We start from the raw sequence: 17,665 nt of genomic DNA on the forward strand, positions 1-17,665 counted from the left end.
CCCCACCTCCTGTCCGCTCGCGGACCGCACAGCTAGGACAACCCGTCATGCTCTCCCTCCCACTTCTGAAGGACCAGCGTGTCCTTCGGCGCGAGATACTCGCGTCCCTCGTCGTCTTCCTCGTCGCCCTGCCCCTCTGTGTGGGGGTGGCGGTCGCCTCCGGTGTCCCCGCCGAACTCGGTCTGGTCACCGGCATCGTCGGCGGACTCGTCGTGGGCTTCCTCCCCGGAAGCTCACTTCAGGTGAGCGGCCCCGCCGCCGGTCTCACCGTCCTCGTATACGAAGCCGTCAAGGAGTTCGGCGTCGGCACACTCGGCGCCATCGTCCTAGTGGCCGGACTGCTGCAACTGGCCCTCGGTGCCCTCGGCTTCGGCCGCTGGTTCCGGGCCATCTCGGTCGCCGTCGTCCAGGGGATGCTGGCCGGCATCGGCCTCGTTCTCGTGCTCGGCCAGGTGTACGCCATGGCGGACACCCCACAGCCGTCCGGCGGGCTCGACAAGATCGCCGGACTGCCCGGACTCGCCGGCGACATCATCACCAACGGCACGGCGCTGACCGCGTTCCTCATCGGAGCCGGGACCATCGCCGTACTGGTCCTCTGGCCCCGCCTCCCGGCCGGGGCCCGGATGATCCCGGGCCCGCTGGCCGCCGTGGCGCTGGCCACCGCCGCGGTCTTCCTGCTGGATCTGCCGGTCGCCAAGGTCGAGGTACAGGGGCTGCTGGAATCCATACGTCCGCCCGGGCTCGACGAGTTCGGGCAGCTCGCGAGCGTGGCCGCCCTCGGCACGGTGCTCGCGTTCACCCTGATCGCCTCGGCGGAGAGCCTGTTCAGCGCCGCGGCGGTGGACCGTATGCATGACGGCCCGCGCACGGACTACAACAAGGAACTCATGGCGCAGGGCGTGGGGAACACGGTCTGCGGGGCGCTCGGCGCGCTGCCGATGACCGCGGTCATCGTACGGAGCTCCGCCAACGTGCAGGCGGGCGCGCGGACTTCACTCTCCCGGATCCTGCACGGCCTGTGGCTGCTGCTGTTCGCCGCGCTGCTGCCCGCGGCGATCGGCATCATCCCGCTCGCGGCGCTCGCCGGTGTCCTGGTGCACGCGGGCTGCAAGCTCGTACCGTTCAAGGATCTGCGCCCGCTGTGGCGGGAGCACCGCGGCGAGGTGGTGATCCTCGCCATCACGGCGCTGGCGATCCTGGTCACGAACCTCTTCGAGGGCGTGGTCCTCGGGCTGCTGCTCGCGGTCGTCAAGACCGCCTGGGAGATCTCGCACCTCCATGTCGACGTCCATGAACTCACGGGCGGCCGGATGGTGGTGTCGGTCACCGGCAACGCGACGTTCCTGCGACTGCCGCGCATCATGGAGCAGTTGGAGGCGCTGCCGAAGGACCGTCCCATCGAGCTGGATCTGTCCGGCCTGCGCCATGTCGACCACGCGTGCCGCATCGCCCTGGAGAACTGGGCGCTGCGGCACAACGACGCGGAGACGGAACCGGTCAGGATGCTGCCCCCGGAGACGGCGTCCCTCCGGGAGGGCGGCCCGGCGGCGGGCCCCAGGACGGGCGCGTCCTGACGGTACGTCAGTAAGGGAAGTACCGGACGGCACGCGCGGCGGCGCACGCACGACAACGCCGCACGTGCCGTCCGGCACCTGGCCTCCGCGACGCCGTCTCAGGGCACCGCCTCAGGTCACCGTCTCAGGACCTCACCTCAGTCGGACAGGACGTCGAAGAGATCCAGGGCCGCCGCCACGCGGATCGTGACATCCTCCGCGTACACCGCGTCCGGCCGTTCGAAGGTGGCCCGGCTCGCTCCCCGCAGGAACGTCACCACACCCAGCGACCGGCCCCGGCTGCGCAGCACCGTACACAGGGCGTGCACCGAGTCCGGTGGCCACTGCCGATAGGTCGCCCAGGCCGGGGAAGGGACGGCGCCCGGCGCCTGCGCCGGCGCGGAGGCGGCCGACCCGGCCGACGCGCCAGGGGCGCTCGCGCGTACCGAGCCATTGCGGTCCATCGCCTGAAGCGCCGGATGCCCGGTCACGTACCGCACCGGTATCCCGCCCGTCTCGACGGGCATGCCCTGCCCCGCCCCGCCACCGGACGGCGTCTCCGCCACCCGCACCAGCCGTACGGGAGCCGCCGACCCGTCCGGCCGCTCCCCCGCCACCAGATCGATCAGCGCGTGATCCGCGAAACCCGCCAGCGCGAAGTCCAGATAGACCGTCGCCGCCTCCAACGGATCCTCGCACTCCGCCGCCGCGCGCCCCGCCCGGTACAGCTGGCTGGAACGGAACCGCAGCCGGTCCCCCTCCTGCGCCGCCAGCTTCGACTCCGTCACATCCTGGAACATCCAGCCCACGCCCAGCGGCACCGGCTCCTCCGCCAGCGGAGACGCCAGCCGCAGGAATCCGCTGCGCCAGCAGCGCCGCCGCTCCCCGTCCGCCACGGGGACCGACACCCACAGCTCGGCGGGCGACTTCGGCGCCCCTTCCGCGAGCACATGGTGGAGCGCGGCCTCCACCTCCTCGACGCCCTGCACGACCAGCTCGCCCAGCGGCCGGCCGAGCACCGAGCCACGTCCGGAACCGAACGCGCGCGCCGCGTATCCATTGACGACGGTCGGCCGCAGATCGACGTCCACGAGCACGACACCCCAGGACGCGTCGTCGAAAAGCGCCTCGCTCAGCGCGATGGACCGCTCCAGATCGATCTGCTCATGGACCTCGCTGAAGGCGCTGTAGACCCCGGCGGGCTTGCCGTCAGCCCCGCGCATCCCGGACGACTGGGTCCGTATCAGCACCCTGCCGCCGTCCTTGCGCAGCAGCGCGAACTCGTCCACCTGCCGCCCGGGCGTGTCCATCACGGCCATCAGCCGCGCCCGCACCTCGTCCGCGTCGGCGGTACGCGCCGCCCATCCGGCGAAGCCCTGCCGTCCGACGGCCTCCTCGGCGGACCAGCCGAGTATCCGCTCGGCCTCGCGGTTCCAGTGGGTGATCACGCCGTCCGCGTCGAAGGCGCACAGGGCCGCGTCCATACCGTCGAGCAACGCCGCGAGCAGATCGGATCCGGCCTCGTCCCGCTCCGCCCCGCCGCCGCCCGCACCGGCACCGCTCTCCGATTCGGGATCGGGATCCGGCTTGTCCGGCCCGCGCGGATCGGTGGTCTCACTCCGAGAAGCACTCATCTGGCACCCCCTGCAGGGCGTCTCCGCCTGTGCTGACGCACGCCCGATCATTCAACTCGAACGTGACTCAGCACACACAAGGTTCCCCGAAATCGTCGCACCCCAAAAGCCGTCCCGCACACCGGCTACCACACGCCATGGGGAATCGATCAGAGTTTCGATGAGGAACACGCATACGAGCGTACCCGGCATCCTTTGAGCGCATAACCGTTGTGTGAGCCGTGCGGCGCCGGACTCCCTCAGAAAATCGCTTGAGAGTCCCCAGGGCCCCTCCTAAGGTGTGACTCACACTGAAAGGAGGTGATTCGGAAGTGATTTCTTTCCGGACTCGTGAGGTGGCTGCGGGCTGACGGCCCGTTGTCGCACTCAGTGCGGAGCCGGTAACCGCCGGCCCAATCCACAGCAGTCACCGCCCCGCGGGCTCGCCGGTACGTCCGGCCGGCTCCTCTTCGGAGGAACCCGAGCCCGCGGGGTACTGCTTTTTCCACGGGCATCCCCGGACGTCTACGGGCAGAGCCGCTCCACCCGCCAGCCGACGCCCTCGCCCCTGCCTGCGCCCTCGCCCTCACCTTCGCGTACGTAGCGCAGCCGGTCGTGGAGCCGGTTCTCATGGCCCTGCCAGAACTCGACGGTCCTCGGTGTGACGCGGTAGCCGCCCCACTGCGGCGGCACCGGCACCCGCTCGTCCTCCGGGTAGCGGGACGCCAGCTCGTCGTAGCGCTGGAGCAGTTCCTCGCGGGAGGCGATCGGGCTGGACTGGTCACTGGCCCAGGCGCCCAGCTGGGAGCCGTGCGGGCGGGTGCGGAAGTACGCGGCGGTCTCGTCGCGGCCGGTGCGCACGGCGGTGCCCGTGATGGTGATCTGGCGGGCCAGGGGGTGCCACGGGAAGAGCAGCGAGACGGACGGGTTCGACTCGATCTCGTCGCTCTTGCGGGACGTGTAGTTCGTGTAGAAGACGAAGCCCCGGTCGTCGTACGCCTTCAGCAGCACCATGCGCGAGGAGGGCCGGCCATCGGGGGTGGCCGTCGCGACGACCATCGCGTTCGGCTCGTGGATGCCCGCGCTCACCGCGTCCTTGAACCAGCGGGCGAACTGCTCCATCGGCGCGGGCGCGAGGTCCTTCTCCAGGAGCGGGGTGGTGCGGTACTGCTCGCGCATCGCGGCTGGGTCCGCGGGATCGGCACGATCAGCGGGATCGGCAGGATCTGCGGCATCGGCGGGATCGACGGGATCCGGAGTCTCGTAAGGCACGCGGCCATCCTGCCGCAGGCTCAGTTTTCCCGGCACCGGGTGCCGCTAATCCCCCGGGGCGGAAGTCTGGCAGTGTGCCGGTTATCACGCTTCCCCGCATCGGAGGAACCCGCCAAAATCTTGGGGCAGGCCACTGTGGCCTTCGTACACCAGGGGCTATCGTTCCTGCCTCCCGGACGTTCCCGACTCCCGGACGGCTGCCGCAGGGGGCATCCACCGGGGTGACCGACCCGCCGAAGTCCGCCCCCACCTCAGAGGAGCCGCCTGATGTCCGCTTCCGACACCTCCTTGGACAACTCGTTCGTCCCCGGACTCGAAGGAGTCGTCGCGTTCGAGACGGAGATCGCCGAACCGGACAAGGCGGGCGGCTCGCTCCGCTACCGGGGCGTCGACATCGAGGATCTCGTCGGCCAGGTGTCCTTCGGCAATGTATGGGGGCTGCTGGTCGACGGGGCGTTCGCGCCCGGTCTGCCGCCCGCCGAGCCGTTCCCCATCCCGATCCACTCCGGTGACATCCGGGTCGACGTCCAGGCCGCGCTGGCGATGCTCGCGCCCGTGTGGGGGCTCAAACCGCTCCTCGACATCGATGAGCGGACGGCCCGTGAGGATCTGGCGCGTGCCGCGGTGATGGCGCTCTCGTACGTCGCCCAGTCGGCCCGCGGTCAGGGGGTGCCGATGGTGCCGCAGAGGGAGATCGACAAGGCCGAGTCCGTCGTCGAGCGCTTCATGATCCGCTGGCGCGGTGAGCCCGACCCCCGGCATGTGCGGGCCGTCGACGCCTACTGGACATCGGCCGCCGAGCACGGAATGAACGCCTCCACATTCACCGCCCGGGTCATCGCGTCCACCGGCGCCGATGTGGCCGCGGCCCTGTCGGGTGCGGTCGGCGCCATGTCGGGGCCGCTGCACGGCGGCGCGCCCTCGCGGGTCCTCCACATGATCGAGGAGATCGAGCGCACGGGCGACGCGACGGCGTACGTCAAGCGGGCCCTGGACAAGGGCGAGCGGCTGATGGGCTTCGGACACCGGGTCTACCGGGCCGAGGACCCGCGGGCGCGGGTGCTGCGGCGTACGGCCCGGGAGCTGGCCGCGCCGCGGTTCGAGGTGGCGGAGGCGCTGGAGAAGGCCGCGCTGGACGAGCTGCACGCGCGCAGGCCCGACCGGGTGCTCGCGACGAACGTCGAGTTCTGGGCGGCGATCGTGCTGGACTTCGCGGAGGTCCCGGCGCACATGTTCACGTCGATGTTCACCTGTGCCCGTACGGCCGGCTGGTCGGCGCACATCCTGGAGCAGAAGCGCACGGGCCGGCTGGTGCGTCCTTCGGCGCGCTATGTGGGGCCCGGGACGCGGAGCCCGCGTGAGATCGAGGGGTACGACGCGATCGCGCGCTGAGCGCCCGGCGCCGAGCGCCCGGAGCCGGACGGACTCCCTGCCCCGTCGGACCGTCCGACGGGGCAGCCGCCGCGGCCGGGGCAGCCGCCGCCGTGGCCGGGGCAGCCGGTCCGCTCAGCCGAGCACGCCGTCCAGGATCCGCGCCCACTGCGCCACGACCCGCTCCCGCCGCCGCGCGTCGTCCGTCAGCAGCGTCGCCAGCCCCAGGCCGCGCGCCATGTCGAGCAGCCCCTGCACGGTCTCGCGCACGCCCGGCACGGACTCGTCCGCGCCCAGCAGTTCGACCGCGATCCGGTGGGACTCGCGGCCGACCCGGGCCTCCAGTTCGGTGACGCGGGGCCGCAGCTGGTCCTCGTCGGAGGCCGCGACCCAGAGATGCAGCGCCGCGCGGAACAGCGGGCCCGTATAGAGCGCGACGATGCCCTCGACCGCCGCGTGGCGGTGCCCGGGCCCGGCCGGGACCAGGGCGCGCAGCGCGGAGGAGCGTTCCTCCGCCACATACTCGACGGCCGCGGTGAACAGGTCCTCGCGGGTCGGGAAGTGGTGCTGCGCCGCCCCGCGCGAGACACCCGCGCGCTCGGCGACGACGGCGACCGTGGAACCCGCCCAGCCGTACTCGGCGAGGCAGGCCACGGCCGCCTCCAGCAGTCCCCGCCGGGTGGCGCGGCTGCGGTCCTGTTTCGGCGCGGCCCGGACAGGACCTATCGCACCCACGAGGCGTCCCGTCGTTCGAGGAACGCCGTGATGCCCTCGCGCGCCTCCGCCGTCACGAAGAGCGAGGCGGAGCGCTGGACAAGATCCTCGGCATACCGCTCGAAGGCGTCCAGCACACCGACCGTGAGCAGCTTCTTGGACTCGGCCAGCCCTTGCGGCGAGGCCCTGCGCAGTCCGTCGAGCACGGGCGCAAGCGCGGCGTCCACATCGTCCGCGGCCTCGGTGATCACCCCGGCGGAGGCGGCGCGCCCGGCGTCGAAGCGCTCGCCGGTGAGGTAGTAGCGGGCCGCCGCGCGCGGTTCGACGCGGGGCAGCAGCGGCAGCGAGATCACGGCCGGGGCGACTCCGATCCGTACCTCCGTGAAGGCGAAGTCGGACGTACGGTCGGCGACAGCGATGTCGCACGCGCCGAGCAGCCCGATGCCACCGGCCCGGACATGGCCGCTGACGCGCGCGACGACCGGCTTCGGCAGCTCGATGATCTGCCGCATCAGGGCGATGAAGGTGTACGGGTTGGCCGGTTCCTTCAGATCGGCGCCCGCGCTGAAGGTGGTGCCGGTGTGGGTGAGCAGCACGGCCCGTACGGCCGGGTCCTTGGCGCAGGCCGTGAGGGCGTCACCGAGCGCGTCGACGAGCCGCGCCGACAGGGCGTTGCGGTTCGCCGGTGAGTCCAGGGTCAGCGTGGTGATGCCCCGCTCGTGCGCCGTGGTGACCAGCGCGGGCCCGGACGCCGGTGGCTGCGTCTGCGTCACGTGTTCTTCCTCTCGCGGTCCCGCGCTTCCCGGTCCCTCAGTTCGCGTTCCCTCAGCTCACGTCTGAGGATCTTTCCGGAGGCGGCGCGGGGTACGCCTCCGACGAATTCGACCCGGCGGACCTTCTTGTACGGGGCGACGCGTTCGGCGACGAAGGCCATGACGTCCTCCGCCGTGAGCACGCCCGCACCCGACTGGCGAACAATGTATGCCTTGGGCACCTCATTGCCGTCCTCGTCGAGGACCCCGATCACCGCCGCGTCCGCGATGCGCTCATGGGTGAGCAGCAGCGCCTCCAGATCGGCGGGGGCGACCTGGAACCCCTTGTACTTGATCAGCTCCTTGACCCGGTCGACGACGAAGAGCCAGCCGTCGGCGTCCACCCGGCCCACATCGCCGGTGCGCACCCAGCCCGCGTCGTCGATCAGCTCGGCGGTGGCCTCGGGGCGGCCGAGATATCCCTTCATGACCTGCGGGCCGCGCAGGAGGATCTCGCCCTCGGCGCCCGGGTCGAGGTCCTTGTCCGGGTCGTCCAGCGCGACGACGCGCATCTCCGTACTGGGCAGGAGCTTGCCGACGGCGCCCGGCGGCGGGTTCTCGGCGGTCAGCGGCACCACATGTGTGCCGGGTGACAGCTCCGTCATGCCGTACGCCTGCCGTACGGGCGGGAGCCCGAGCCGGGCCGAACAGGCGGCGGCGAGCCGGGCGTCCAGTGGGGCCGCGGCGCTCAGGACGTAGTCGAGCGAGGAGAGGTCGTACCGCGCGACGGCCGGGTGCTTGGCCAGCGCGAGGACTATGGGCGGGGCGACGTACAGGCCGTTGACGCGGTACTTCTCGATGGCCGCGAGGAACTGGTCGAGATCGAAGCGGGGCAGGACGACGACCGTCGCGCCGTGCCGCAGCGGCGCGTTCATCAGGGCGGTCAGCCCGTAGATGTGGAAGAACGGCAGAACGGCGAGGATACGGTCGCCCGGCCCCATGGGCATGACCGGTTCGAGCTGCGCGAGATTGGTGGCGATCGAGCGGTGCGTCAGCATGACGCCCTTGGGGAGGCCGGTGGTGCCCGAGGAGTACGGCAGGGCCGCGATGTCCTCGACCGGGTCGATGGCGATCTCGGGCTCGGGGGCCGTCGACCGCGCCAGGTCCAGGATCGAGCGGTGCCCCTCCGCCCGGTCGCAGACGAAGATCTCCTCGATGCCGCCGACGAGTTCGGCCGATCTGCGGGCCGCGTCGAGCAGCGGCGAGACGGTGACGATCCAGCGGGCGGCGCAGTCGCGCAGCTGCGTGGCGAGTTCTTCGGGCGTGGCGAGGGGGTGGACGGTGGTGACGGAGGCGCCGGCGCGCGTGGCGGCGTAGAAGACGGCGGGGTACGCCACGGTGTTCGGGCTGTGCAGGGCGAGGACGTCTCCTTTGCGCACCCCGGCGTCGGTGAGCGCGGCGGCGATCCGGCGGTGGAAGGCGTCGAGCTCGGTGTACGTCGTGCTCGCGCCGGTCACGCCGTCGATGAGGGCGACGGTGTCGCCGTATGTGGCCGCCCGGCCGAGCACGGCCTCGTGGATGGGCAGTTCGACGGCCGGGACATCCGCGTACTCGCTGTGGAACACCATGACGACCCTTCGACGCGGTGGACGTGCGGCGTGCCGGACGTGCGGGCCCTACTGGACGTGCGGACGTGCTGGACATACGGGGAGAGACAGGATCCCCTGTGTCAGTACGACTTGGGGAGACCCAGGGACTGGTGGGATACGTAATTCAGGATCATTTCCCGGCTGACGGGCGCGATCCGGGCCACCCGGGCGGCCGTGATGAGGGACGCCAGACCGTACTCACGGGTGAGCCCGTTGCCGCCGAGGGTGTGCACGGCCTGGTCGACGGCCCTGACACAGGCTTCTCCGGCGGCGTACTTGGCCATGTTGGCGGCCTCGCCCGCGCCGGTGTCGTCGCCCGCGTCGTAGAGATGGGCGGCCTTGCGCATCATGAGGCGCGCGAGTTCGAGTTCGATATGGGCCTGGGCGAGCGGATGCGCGATGGCCTGGTGGGCGCCGATGGGCTCCTTCCACACCTGGCGGGTCCTCGCGTACTCGACCGCCCGGTCCAGCGCGTAGCGGCCCATGCCGAGGGCGAAGGCGGCGGTCATGATCCGCTCGGGGTTGAGCCCCGCGAAGAGCTGGAGCAGCCCGGCGTCCTCGTCGCCGACGAGCGCGTCGGCGGGCAGCCGTACGTCATCGAGGACCAGCTCGAACTGCTTCTCCACGGCGTGGAGTTCCATCTCGATCAGGGAGCGGTGGAAGCCCTCGGTGTCGCGGGGGACGATGAACAGACAGGGCTTGAGGCTGCCCGTCCGCGCGTCCTCGGTACGGCCGACGACGAGGGTCGCGTCGGCGAGGTCGACACCGGAGATGAAGACCTTGCGGCCGTTCAGCACCCAGTCGTCGCCGTCCCTGCGCGCCGTGGTCGTGATCCGGTGCGAGTTGGAGCCGGCGTCGGGTTCGGTGATGCCGAAGGCCATGGTGAGGGAGCCGTCCGCGAGACCGGGCAGCCACCGCCGCTTCTGTTCGTCCGTGCCGAAGCGGGAGATCACGGTGCCGCAGATGGCGGGCGAGACGACCATCAGCAGCAGCGGGCAGCCGGCTCCCCCCAACTCTTCCAACACCAGGGAGAGTTCGGTGATCCCGCCGCCTCCGCCGCCGTACTCCTCGGGGAGGTTCACGCCGAGGTAGCCGAGCTTGCCGGCCTCGCGCCACAGGGTCTCGCGGTCGTATCCGCGGCCATGGCGGCGGCCGAGGGCGGCGACGGCGGCGCGCAGCGCGGTGTGCTCTTCGCTCTCGATGATGCTGCTGTTGCTCGCGTTGGGACTGCTATGGCTGCTGTGACTGCTGTGACTCATGGTGACGATTCCTCCTGGGCGTCCTGGGCGTCCTGTACGTCGGTATCGGTGACGACGGCGAGCAGGGCGCCGACCTCGACCTGGCGGCCGGGGACGGCATGGAGCGCGGTGAGCGTGCCGGAGCCGGGAGCGGTGACGCGGTGCTCCATCTTCATGGCCTCCAGCCAGATGAGCGGCTGCCCGGCGGTGACCCGGGCGCCTTCGGCCAGCCCGGGAGCCAGCCGTACGACGGTCCCGGGCATCGGCGCGAGCAGCGATCCGGGCGGGGTGCGGTGGCCGGTCTCCTCGAACCGCGGCCGGGCGATCAGCCGGTACGCGCCGGTGGCGCTGTCCACATGGACCTCGTCGCCGTACGCGCGGACGTCGAAGTGCCGTACGACACCGCCGATGTCGAGGCTGACGCGGTGCGGCGCCGCGGCGACGACCTGTACGTCGTCGCCTTCGTCGGCCTCCACCACGAAACCGTCCCGGGTGGCCCGGTAGCGCACCTCGTGGTCCCCGTACGTCTTGCGCTGCGCGGGCGTGCCCACATTGCGCCAGCCGCCGAGCCGCGCGGGCAGCGCCCCGCTGGCGGTACGGGTCGCCGCGTCGGCGAGCGCGGCGGCGACGGCGGCGTGCCGCTCGCCGGGGACGGGGGTGGTGAGCGCGTCCAGATGCCGTTCGTAGAAGCCGGTGTCGAACCGGGCTTCGGTGACGTCGGGGTGGGCGAGCGACCGTACGAGCAGGTCCCGGTTGGTGCCGGGGCCGTGCACCCGGGCGCGGCGCAGCGCGTGGCGGAGCCCGCGCAGCGCCTCGGCGCGCGTGGGGGCCCAGACGATGACCTTCGCGAGCATGGCGTCGTAGTGCGTCCCGATGGTGTCTCCGTGCGTGTAGCCGGTGTCGACGCGCAGGCGTGGCACGGAGGCGGCCGTCGGAACAGGCCCCGGCGCCCGGCCCGCCGCCTGCCCTGGCACCTGTCCGGGCACCTGACCCGCCGCCTGTCCTGGCAGCTGACCCGCCACCTCCAGCGCGTGCAGCCGCCCCGTCTGAGGCGCCCACCCCGCCGTCGGATCCTCCGCGTAGAGCCGCGCTTCCACCGCGTGCCCCTGGGCGGCCGGCGGCTGCGCGGGCAGCGCGGCGCCCTCCGCGACGGCGAGTTGCAGGGCCACCAGATCCAGCCCGAACACCTCTTCCGTCACCGGGTGTTCGACCTGGAGGCGGGTGTTCATCTCCAGGAAGTACGGCCGCCCCTCGGGCGAGATCAGGAACTCGACCGTGCCCGCGCCCCGGTAGTCGACCGCGCGGGCCGCGGCCACGGCCGCCTCGCGCAGTACCGCACACAGCTCGTCCGGGAGACCGGGCGCCGGACACTCCTCGATCACCTTCTGGTGTCTGCGTTGCAGGGAGCAGTCCCGGGTGCCCAGCGCCCACACCGTGCCGTGCGCGTCCGCCAGGATCTGCACCTCCACATGTCTGCCGCGCTCCACATACGGCTCGGCGAAGACCTCCCCGTCCCCGAACGCGGACCCGGCCTCAGCCGACGCGGCCGACAACTCCTCGTCCAGCGAGGAGAGTTCACGCACGATCCGCATACCGCGGCCACCGCCGCCCGCCGCCGCCTTCAGCAGCAGCGGCAGATCGGCCGCGGTGGCGGCGGCCGGATCCACCGCCGCCATCAGCGGAACGCCCGCCGCCGCCATCAGCTCCTTCGCCCGGGTCTTGGACGCCATCGCCTCGATCGCGTCCGGCGGCGGCCCGACCCAGACGAGGCCCGCGTCCAGCACCGCCCGCGCGAACTCCGCGTTCTCGGAGAGGAAGCCGTACCCCGGATGCACCGCGTCGGCGCCCGCCGCGAGCGCGGCCTTCACGATCAGATCGCCGCGCAGATAGGTGTCGGCCGGCGCGGCCCCCGGCAGTCGTACGGCCGCGTCCGCCTCCCGTACGTGCAGCGCGCCCGCGTCGGCGTCCGAGTGGACCGCGACGGTGGCGATCCCCCGTTCGCGGCAGGTCCGGAAGACCCGGCAGGCGATCTCGCCCCGGTTGGCGACGAGCAAGGACTCGATCATCTGGGACCTCACATCCGGAAGACGCCGAAGCCGCCCCGGGCACCCTCGACCGGGGCGGTGTGGACGGCGGACAGGCACAGGCCGAGGACGGTACGGGTGTCGCGCGGGTCGATGACCCCGTCGTCGTACAGCCGCCCGGAGAGGAACACCGGCAGCGACTCGGACTCGATCTGCCGCTCCACCATCGCGCGCAGCGCCGCGTCCCCGCCTTCGTCATATGGCTGCCCCTTCGCCGCCGCCGAGGCCCGCGCCACGATCGACAGGACCCCGGCGAGCTGCTGCGGGCCCATCACCGCGGACTTGGCGCTGGGCCAGGCGAAGAGGAAGCGGGGGTCGTACGCGCGACCGCACATGCCGTAGTGCCCGGCGCCGTACGACGCCCCCATCAGCACGGACAGATGGGGGACGCGCGAGTTCGAGACCGCGTTGATCATCATCGCGCCGTGCTTGATGATGCCGCCCTGCTCGTACTCCCTGCCGACCATGTAGCCCGTGGTGTTGTGCAGGAAGACGAGGGGGATGTCGCGCTGATTGGCGAGCTGGATGAACTGCGCGGCCTTCTGCGACTCGGCGGAGAACAGCACGCCCCGCGCGTTGGCGAGCACCCCCACCGGGTAGCCATGCAGCCGCGCCCAGCCGGTCACCAGGCTCGGCCCGTACAGCGGTTTGAACTCGTCGAAGTCCGAGCCGTCCACGATCCTCGCGATGACCTCGCGCGGATCGAAGGGGATCTTCAGATCGCCGGGGACGATGCCGAGCAGTTCGTCCTCGTCGTACTTCGGCGGCTCGGCCGGGCCCGGATCGGGGTGTGCCTTGCGCCAGTTGAGCCGGGCGACGATCCGCCGCGCGCGCCGGATCGCGTCCTGTTCGTCCAGCGCATAGTGGTCGGCGAGCCCGGACGTGCGGGCGTGCATCTCGGCGCCGCCGAGCGATTCGTCGTCGCTCTCCTCGCCGGTGGCCATCTTCACCAGGGGCGGGCCGCCGAGGAAGACCTTCGACCGTTCCTTGATCATGACGGTGTGGTCGGACATCCCGGGGACGTACGCGCCGCCCGCCGTGGAGTTGCCGAACACGACCGCGACGGTGGGAATACCGGCGGCGGAGAGCCGGGTGAGATCGCGGAAGAGCGCGCCGCCGGGGATGAAGATCTCCTTCTGGGAGGGGAGATCGGCGCCACCGGACTCGACCAGGCTGATGACGGGCAGCCGGTTGGCGAAGGCGATCTCGTTGGCGCGCAGGGCCTTCTTCAGCGTCCAGGGGTTGGAGGCGCCGCCGCGTACGGTCGGATCGTTGGCGGTGATCAGACACTCGACGCCCTCGACCACACCGATCCCGGTGACCATGGACGCGCCGACCGGATAGTCACTGCCCCAGGCGGCGAGCGGGGACAGTTCGAGGAACGGGGTGTCGGGGTCGAGCAGCAGCTCGATCCGCTCGCGCGCGAGCAGCTTGCCGCGCTTCCGGTGCCTGGCGGTGTACTTCTCCCCGCCGCCCGCGAGTGCCTTGGCGTGTTCGGCGGCCAGTTCGTCGAGCTTGCCGAGCATGGCGGCGCGGTGGGCGCCGTAGTCGGCGGACGCGGTGTCGAGGGCCGAGGGGAGCACGGTCACAGCAGGACCTCCGGGATATCGGCGTACCGGGCGCGCAGCCACTCACCGAGCGCCTTCGCCTGGGGATCGAACCGGGCCTGGGCGGCGACACCCTCGCCGAGCAGCCCCTCGACGGTGAAGTTGACGGCGCGCAGCCGGGGCAGGAGCTGCCGGACCACGGTCAACTCCCGGCTTTCCGGGATCAGCTCCCGGAATCTGTCGGTCGTCAGCTGATGGGCGAGCCAGCGCCAGCCGTCCTCGCTCCTCGCCCAGACACCGACGTTGGCGTCGCCGCCCTTGTCGCCGCTGCGGGCGCCCACGACGAGCCCGAGGGGCGCGCGGCGGGTGGGCAGACCGGCGGGCAGGGGTTCCGGCAGCGGGGGCGCCGGGACCGGCTCAAGTGCCTTGGTACGTGAGGGAGCGGGCACCGCCAGGCGCCGCCCGTCGGGGAGCACGGCCGTGTGGGCGACGTCGGAGGCGTCCACGTACGCCGCCTCGAAGACCCCGTACGGCACGCCGTTGCCCGGCGGGGCGGTGACATGGAACCCGGGGTAGCTGCCGAGCGCCAGCTCGATCGCCGCCCCGCTGACCGCCCGGCCCACCGCCTCCGGATCGCTGTCGCGCACGACGAGGCGCAGCAGGGCGCTGGCGGTCTCCTCGGTGTCGGCGTCCGGCCGGTCCGTACGGGCCAGCTCCCAGCGGACCTCGGCGGGGCGCCGTCCGGCGAGCGCGTCCTCCATCTGGCCGCGCACCAGCCGGGCCTTGGCGTCGATGTCGAGGCCGGTGAGGACGAAGACGATCTCGTTGCGCAGCCCGCCGAGCCGGTTGAGGCCGACCTTGAGGGCCGGGGGCGGCGGCTCGCCCCGTACGCCGGAGATCCTGACGCGGTCGGGCCCGTCCTGGTCGAGCCGCACGGTGTCGAGGCGCGCGGTGGCATCGGGCCCCGCGTACCGGGCGCCGCCGGTCTCGTACAGCAGCTGCGCGGTGACCGTACCGATGTCGACCATTCCGCCCGTGCCGTCGTGCTTGGTGATGACCGCCGAGCCGTCGGCGTGGATCTCGGCGAGCGGAAAGCCGGGGCGGCGCGTGTCGTGCCCGCATGTGTCGTGCCGGGTGAAGAAGGAGTAGTTCCCGCCGGTCGCCTGCGTACCGCACTCCAGCACATGCCCGGCGACGACCGCGCCCGCGAGCGCGTCGAGATCGCCGGGGCGGTCGGGGTGGCCGGGGTCCCAGCCGAAGTGCGCGGCGGCGGGCCCGGTCACCAGCGCCGCGTCCGTCACGCGTCCGGTGATCACGACATCGGCACCGGCCCGCAGACAGGCGGCGATTCCGGCGCCGCCGAGGTAGGCGTTGGCGGTGAGGACGCCGTCGCCCCAGCCGCCCCGGGCGAGGAGATCGTCCCCTTCGACATGGGCGACCCGTACGGGCACGCCCACCCGCGCGGCCAGCGCGCGTACGGCGGCGGCGAGTCCGGCCGGGTTCAGTCCGCCCGCGTTGGTGACGATCCTGACGCCCCGCTCATGGGCGAGTCCAAGGCCCTCCTCCAGCTGCCGCAGGAACGTCTTCGCATAGCCCGTGTCCGGGTTCTTCCGCCGGTCCCTGCCGAGGATGAGCATGGTCAGCTCGGCGAGATAGTCGCCGGTGAGGACATCGAGCGGACCGCCCGTGAGCATCTCGCGCAGCGCGTCGAAGCGGTCGCCGTAGAAGCCGGAGGCGTTCCCGATCCGCAGCACGCCGGGCGGGGAAGCAGCCGGGGAACCGACGGTCATCGGGCCCCCTTGGGCGCCCGGCCGGGGCCCGCCGGTCCGGCGAAGGCCTGCGCGATGTCCAGCCACGCGTCGGCGTCGGGGCCCTCGGCCCGTACGGCGAGATCCGCGCGGTGCGCCCGCTGGGTCACCAGCAGACAGAAGTCGAGCGCGGGCCCGGTCACGCGCTGGGCCGCGTCCTCGGGGCCGTACGTCCACAACTCGCCGCCTGGGCCGGTCAGTTCGATACGGAACGGACCGGCGGGCGGCTGCTCGCCCCGTACGGCGTAGGCGTAGTCACGGGCCCGTACGGCGTAGGCGTAGTCACGGGCCCGTACGCCGATCCACGCCACATGGCGCAGCCGCGCGGTCGGCTCGCGGCGTACGCCGAGCGCGTCCGCGATGTCCTGGCCGTGCGCCCAGGTCTCCATCAGCCGTGCGGTCGCCATCGAGGCGGCGCTCATCGGCGGCCCGTACCAGGGGAAGCGCCCGCCGGGCGGCGCCCCGCGCAGGGCCCGGTGCAGCCGCGCGCGCCCGTCGCGCCATCGGGCGAGCAGCTCGGCGGGCGGAAGTACGGCGCCGGCCGCCGCGCCCTCGTCGACGAAGGTGTCGGGGGCGGCCAGGGCCTTGCCGGACTCGGCGGCGAAGGACCCCGGGTCGGTCAGGGCGAGCAGCGCGGCGGAGTCGGTCCAGGTCAGATGGGCGATCTGATGGGCGATGGACCAACCGGGCGACGGGGTCGCGAGAAGCCATCTCCCGGGCTCCAGTGGGGCGACCAGCCGGTCGAGTTCCTCGCTCTCGCTGTGCAGATCACCGAACACTTCGGCAGAGCCGGAGTCGGACACGAATGCGCTCCCCTCGGGGCACGACGGTGTGCGTGCCCCGGAGCATGGCAGCGCCCGGAGAAACAATCAAGCGTGCTTGCTTTGCTGTTACCGGACCTCGCCCCGGGCCGACTTGCCCGTGGGCTTGGGGGCGGGCTTGGGGTTCCCGCGCCCGATCTGGGTACGTACGGCGCCCATGCTCGCGACGATGACCAGCGCGATCGCCAGCGCGTCGGTGGCGGAGAGAGCCTGGTGCAGAACCAGGAATCCGGCGGTCGCCGCTATGGCCGGTTCCAGACTCATCAGCACGGCGAAGGTGGGGGCGGGCAGCCGCCGCAGGGCGAGCAGTTCGAGGGTGTACGGGAGGACGGAGGACATCAGCGCGACCGCGAGGGCGAGCCCGAGCGTGGAGGGCACCAGCAGTTTCGAGCCGGACTCCACGATGCCGAGCGGCAGGGCGAGCAGCGCGCCGACCGCCATCGCCAGCGCCAGCCCGTCGGCCTGCGGGAAGCGTCGGCCGGTGCGCGCGCTGAAGACTATGTATGTGGCCCACATGGCGCCCGCCCCGAGCGCGAATGCCGCGCCCAACGGGTCGAGCCGGTCGAAGCCACCGCCGCTGAGCAGCAGCACACCGCCGAGCGCGAGCCCCGCCCACAGGAGGTTGACCAGCCGCCGCGAGACGATCACGGAGAGCGCGAGCGGCCCGATGACTTCCAGGGTGACGGCCGCGCCGAGCGGGATACGGTCGGCCGCCTGGTAGAAGAGGCAGTTCATCGCGGCCATGGCGGCGCCGAAGGCGATCACCGTGCCCCAGTCGGCGCGCGAGTGGCCGCGCAGGGCGGGCCGGCAGACCGCGAGCAGCACGATCGCGGCGAGCGCGAGCCGCAGCGAGACGATTCCGAGAGCGCCGGTCCTGGGCATCAGCAGGACGGCGATGGCGGCACCGAACTGTACGGAGAGCCCACCCGCGACGACCAGGGCGACGGGTCCGAGGCTCCGCCTGCCGCCGACGGCCTTGCCGGGCCCGACGGCCTGGACGGCGCCGGTGGCCTGGACGGCGCCGGTGGCTTCCGGCAGTGAGACAGCGGCGGCAGCGTCGACAGCGGCCACAGCGTCAGTGGCGGCAGCGGTACGCGGCTCTTCCACCGGATCCCTCCCTCAGTTCGCTTCAATGGACCCGTGGTCCAAGATACTGCACTTGTCCGACTGTCTCGCACCGTCACGCTACGACCCCGGCCCACACCCCGTGAAATACTTATTGGGCTGCCGTTATGCTCCG

General features: G+C 72.2%; 13 protein-coding genes. 2 read left to right on the forward strand and 11 right to left on the reverse strand.

Annotated features, from left to right (window positions below; all coding sequences use genetic code 11):
• Positions 1 to 47 precede the first annotated feature (47 nt).
• Positions 48 to 1,577: a SulP family inorganic anion transporter gene (locus tag M1203_RS25320; protein ID WP_249952102.1), complete on the forward strand. Its 1,530-nt coding sequence runs from the start codon at positions 48 to 50 to the stop codon at positions 1,575 to 1,577.
• Positions 1,578 to 1,714: 137 nt separating this feature from the next.
• Here the strand turns inward: M1203_RS25320 and M1203_RS25325 are convergent, their stop codons facing one another.
• Together M1203_RS25325 and pdxH are read right to left on the reverse strand one after the other, a co-directional pair.
• Complete coding sequence (locus tag M1203_RS25325) at positions 1,715 to 3,190, reverse strand: PAS domain-containing protein (protein ID WP_249952103.1); 1,476 nt, start codon at positions 3,188 to 3,190, stop codon at positions 1,715 to 1,717.
• Positions 3,191 to 3,694: 504 nt separating this feature from the next.
• Complete coding sequence (gene pdxH / locus M1203_RS25330) at positions 3,695 to 4,348, reverse strand: pyridoxamine 5'-phosphate oxidase (protein ID WP_249952104.1); 654 nt, start codon at positions 4,346 to 4,348, stop codon at positions 3,695 to 3,697.
• A gap of 360 nt (positions 4,349 to 4,708) precedes the next feature.
• On the opposite strand from pdxH, the gene M1203_RS25335 reads away from it, so the two are divergent.
• Entirely contained in the window at positions 4,709 to 5,833 is a 1,125-nt protein-coding gene (locus M1203_RS25335) for a citrate synthase 2 (protein WP_249952105.1), read from the forward strand.
• 114 nt (positions 5,834 to 5,947) lie between these two features.
• On the opposite strand, the gene M1203_RS25340 is transcribed toward M1203_RS25335, so the two are convergent.
• The 9 genes from M1203_RS25340 to M1203_RS25380 all read right to left on the reverse strand — a co-directional run bounded on the left by M1203_RS25340 (position 5,948) and on the right by M1203_RS25380 (position 17,532).
• The gene (locus M1203_RS25340; RefSeq protein ID WP_249952106.1) at positions 5,948 to 6,547 is read right to left on the reverse strand and encodes a TetR/AcrR family transcriptional regulator; all 600 of its coding nucleotides are present in this window, start codon (positions 6,545 to 6,547) and stop codon (positions 5,948 to 5,950) included.
• Complete coding sequence (locus M1203_RS25345; RefSeq protein ID WP_249952107.1) at positions 6,535 to 7,299, reverse strand: enoyl-CoA hydratase family protein; 765 nt, start codon at positions 7,297 to 7,299, stop codon at positions 6,535 to 6,537. The genes M1203_RS25340 and M1203_RS25345 overlap by 13 nt, the downstream gene beginning before the upstream one ends.
• Entirely contained in the window at positions 7,296 to 8,906 is a 1,611-nt protein-coding gene (locus M1203_RS25350; protein WP_249952108.1) for a 4-coumarate--CoA ligase family protein, read from the reverse strand. Before M1203_RS25350 ends, M1203_RS25345 begins: the two co-directional genes overlap by 4 nt.
• Before the next feature lie 101 nt (positions 8,907 to 9,007).
• Positions 9,008 to 10,186 carry an acyl-CoA dehydrogenase family protein gene (locus M1203_RS25355; protein WP_249952109.1) on the reverse strand — a complete coding sequence of 393 codons (1,179 nt, stop codon included), beginning with the start codon at positions 10,184 to 10,186 and terminating at the stop codon, positions 9,008 to 9,010.
• The gene (locus M1203_RS25360) at positions 10,183 to 12,231 is read right to left on the reverse strand and encodes a biotin carboxylase N-terminal domain-containing protein (RefSeq protein ID WP_249952110.1); all 2,049 of its coding nucleotides are present in this window, start codon (positions 12,229 to 12,231) and stop codon (positions 10,183 to 10,185) included. Before M1203_RS25360 ends, M1203_RS25355 begins: the two co-directional genes overlap by 4 nt.
• 8 nt (positions 12,232 to 12,239) lie before the next feature.
• On the reverse strand, positions 12,240 to 13,838 hold the full coding sequence (locus M1203_RS25365) for a carboxyl transferase domain-containing protein (protein ID WP_249952111.1): 1,599 nt from the start codon (positions 13,836 to 13,838) through the stop codon (positions 12,240 to 12,242).
• Positions 13,835 to 15,586 carry an acyclic terpene utilization AtuA family protein gene (locus tag M1203_RS25370; protein WP_249952112.1) on the reverse strand — a complete coding sequence of 584 codons (1,752 nt, stop codon included), beginning with the start codon at positions 15,584 to 15,586 and terminating at the stop codon, positions 13,835 to 13,837. Before M1203_RS25370 ends, M1203_RS25365 begins: the two co-directional genes overlap by 4 nt.
• Positions 15,583 to 16,407 carry a TIGR03084 family metal-binding protein gene (locus tag M1203_RS25375; RefSeq protein WP_249952113.1) on the reverse strand — a complete coding sequence of 275 codons (825 nt, stop codon included), beginning with the start codon at positions 16,405 to 16,407 and terminating at the stop codon, positions 15,583 to 15,585. Before M1203_RS25375 ends, M1203_RS25370 begins: the two co-directional genes overlap by 4 nt.
• Before the next feature lie 87 nt (positions 16,408 to 16,494).
• The gene (locus M1203_RS25380; protein ID WP_249952114.1) at positions 16,495 to 17,532 is read right to left on the reverse strand and encodes a DMT family transporter; all 1,038 of its coding nucleotides are present in this window, start codon (positions 17,530 to 17,532) and stop codon (positions 16,495 to 16,497) included.
• Between the last annotated feature and the right edge of the window lie 133 nt (positions 17,533 to 17,665).

It is taken from the genome of Streptomyces sp. 35G-GA-8 (assembly GCF_023534745.1).
In the GTDB taxonomy this organism is placed as follows: domain Bacteria; phylum Actinomycetota; class Actinomycetes; order Streptomycetales; family Streptomycetaceae; genus Streptomyces.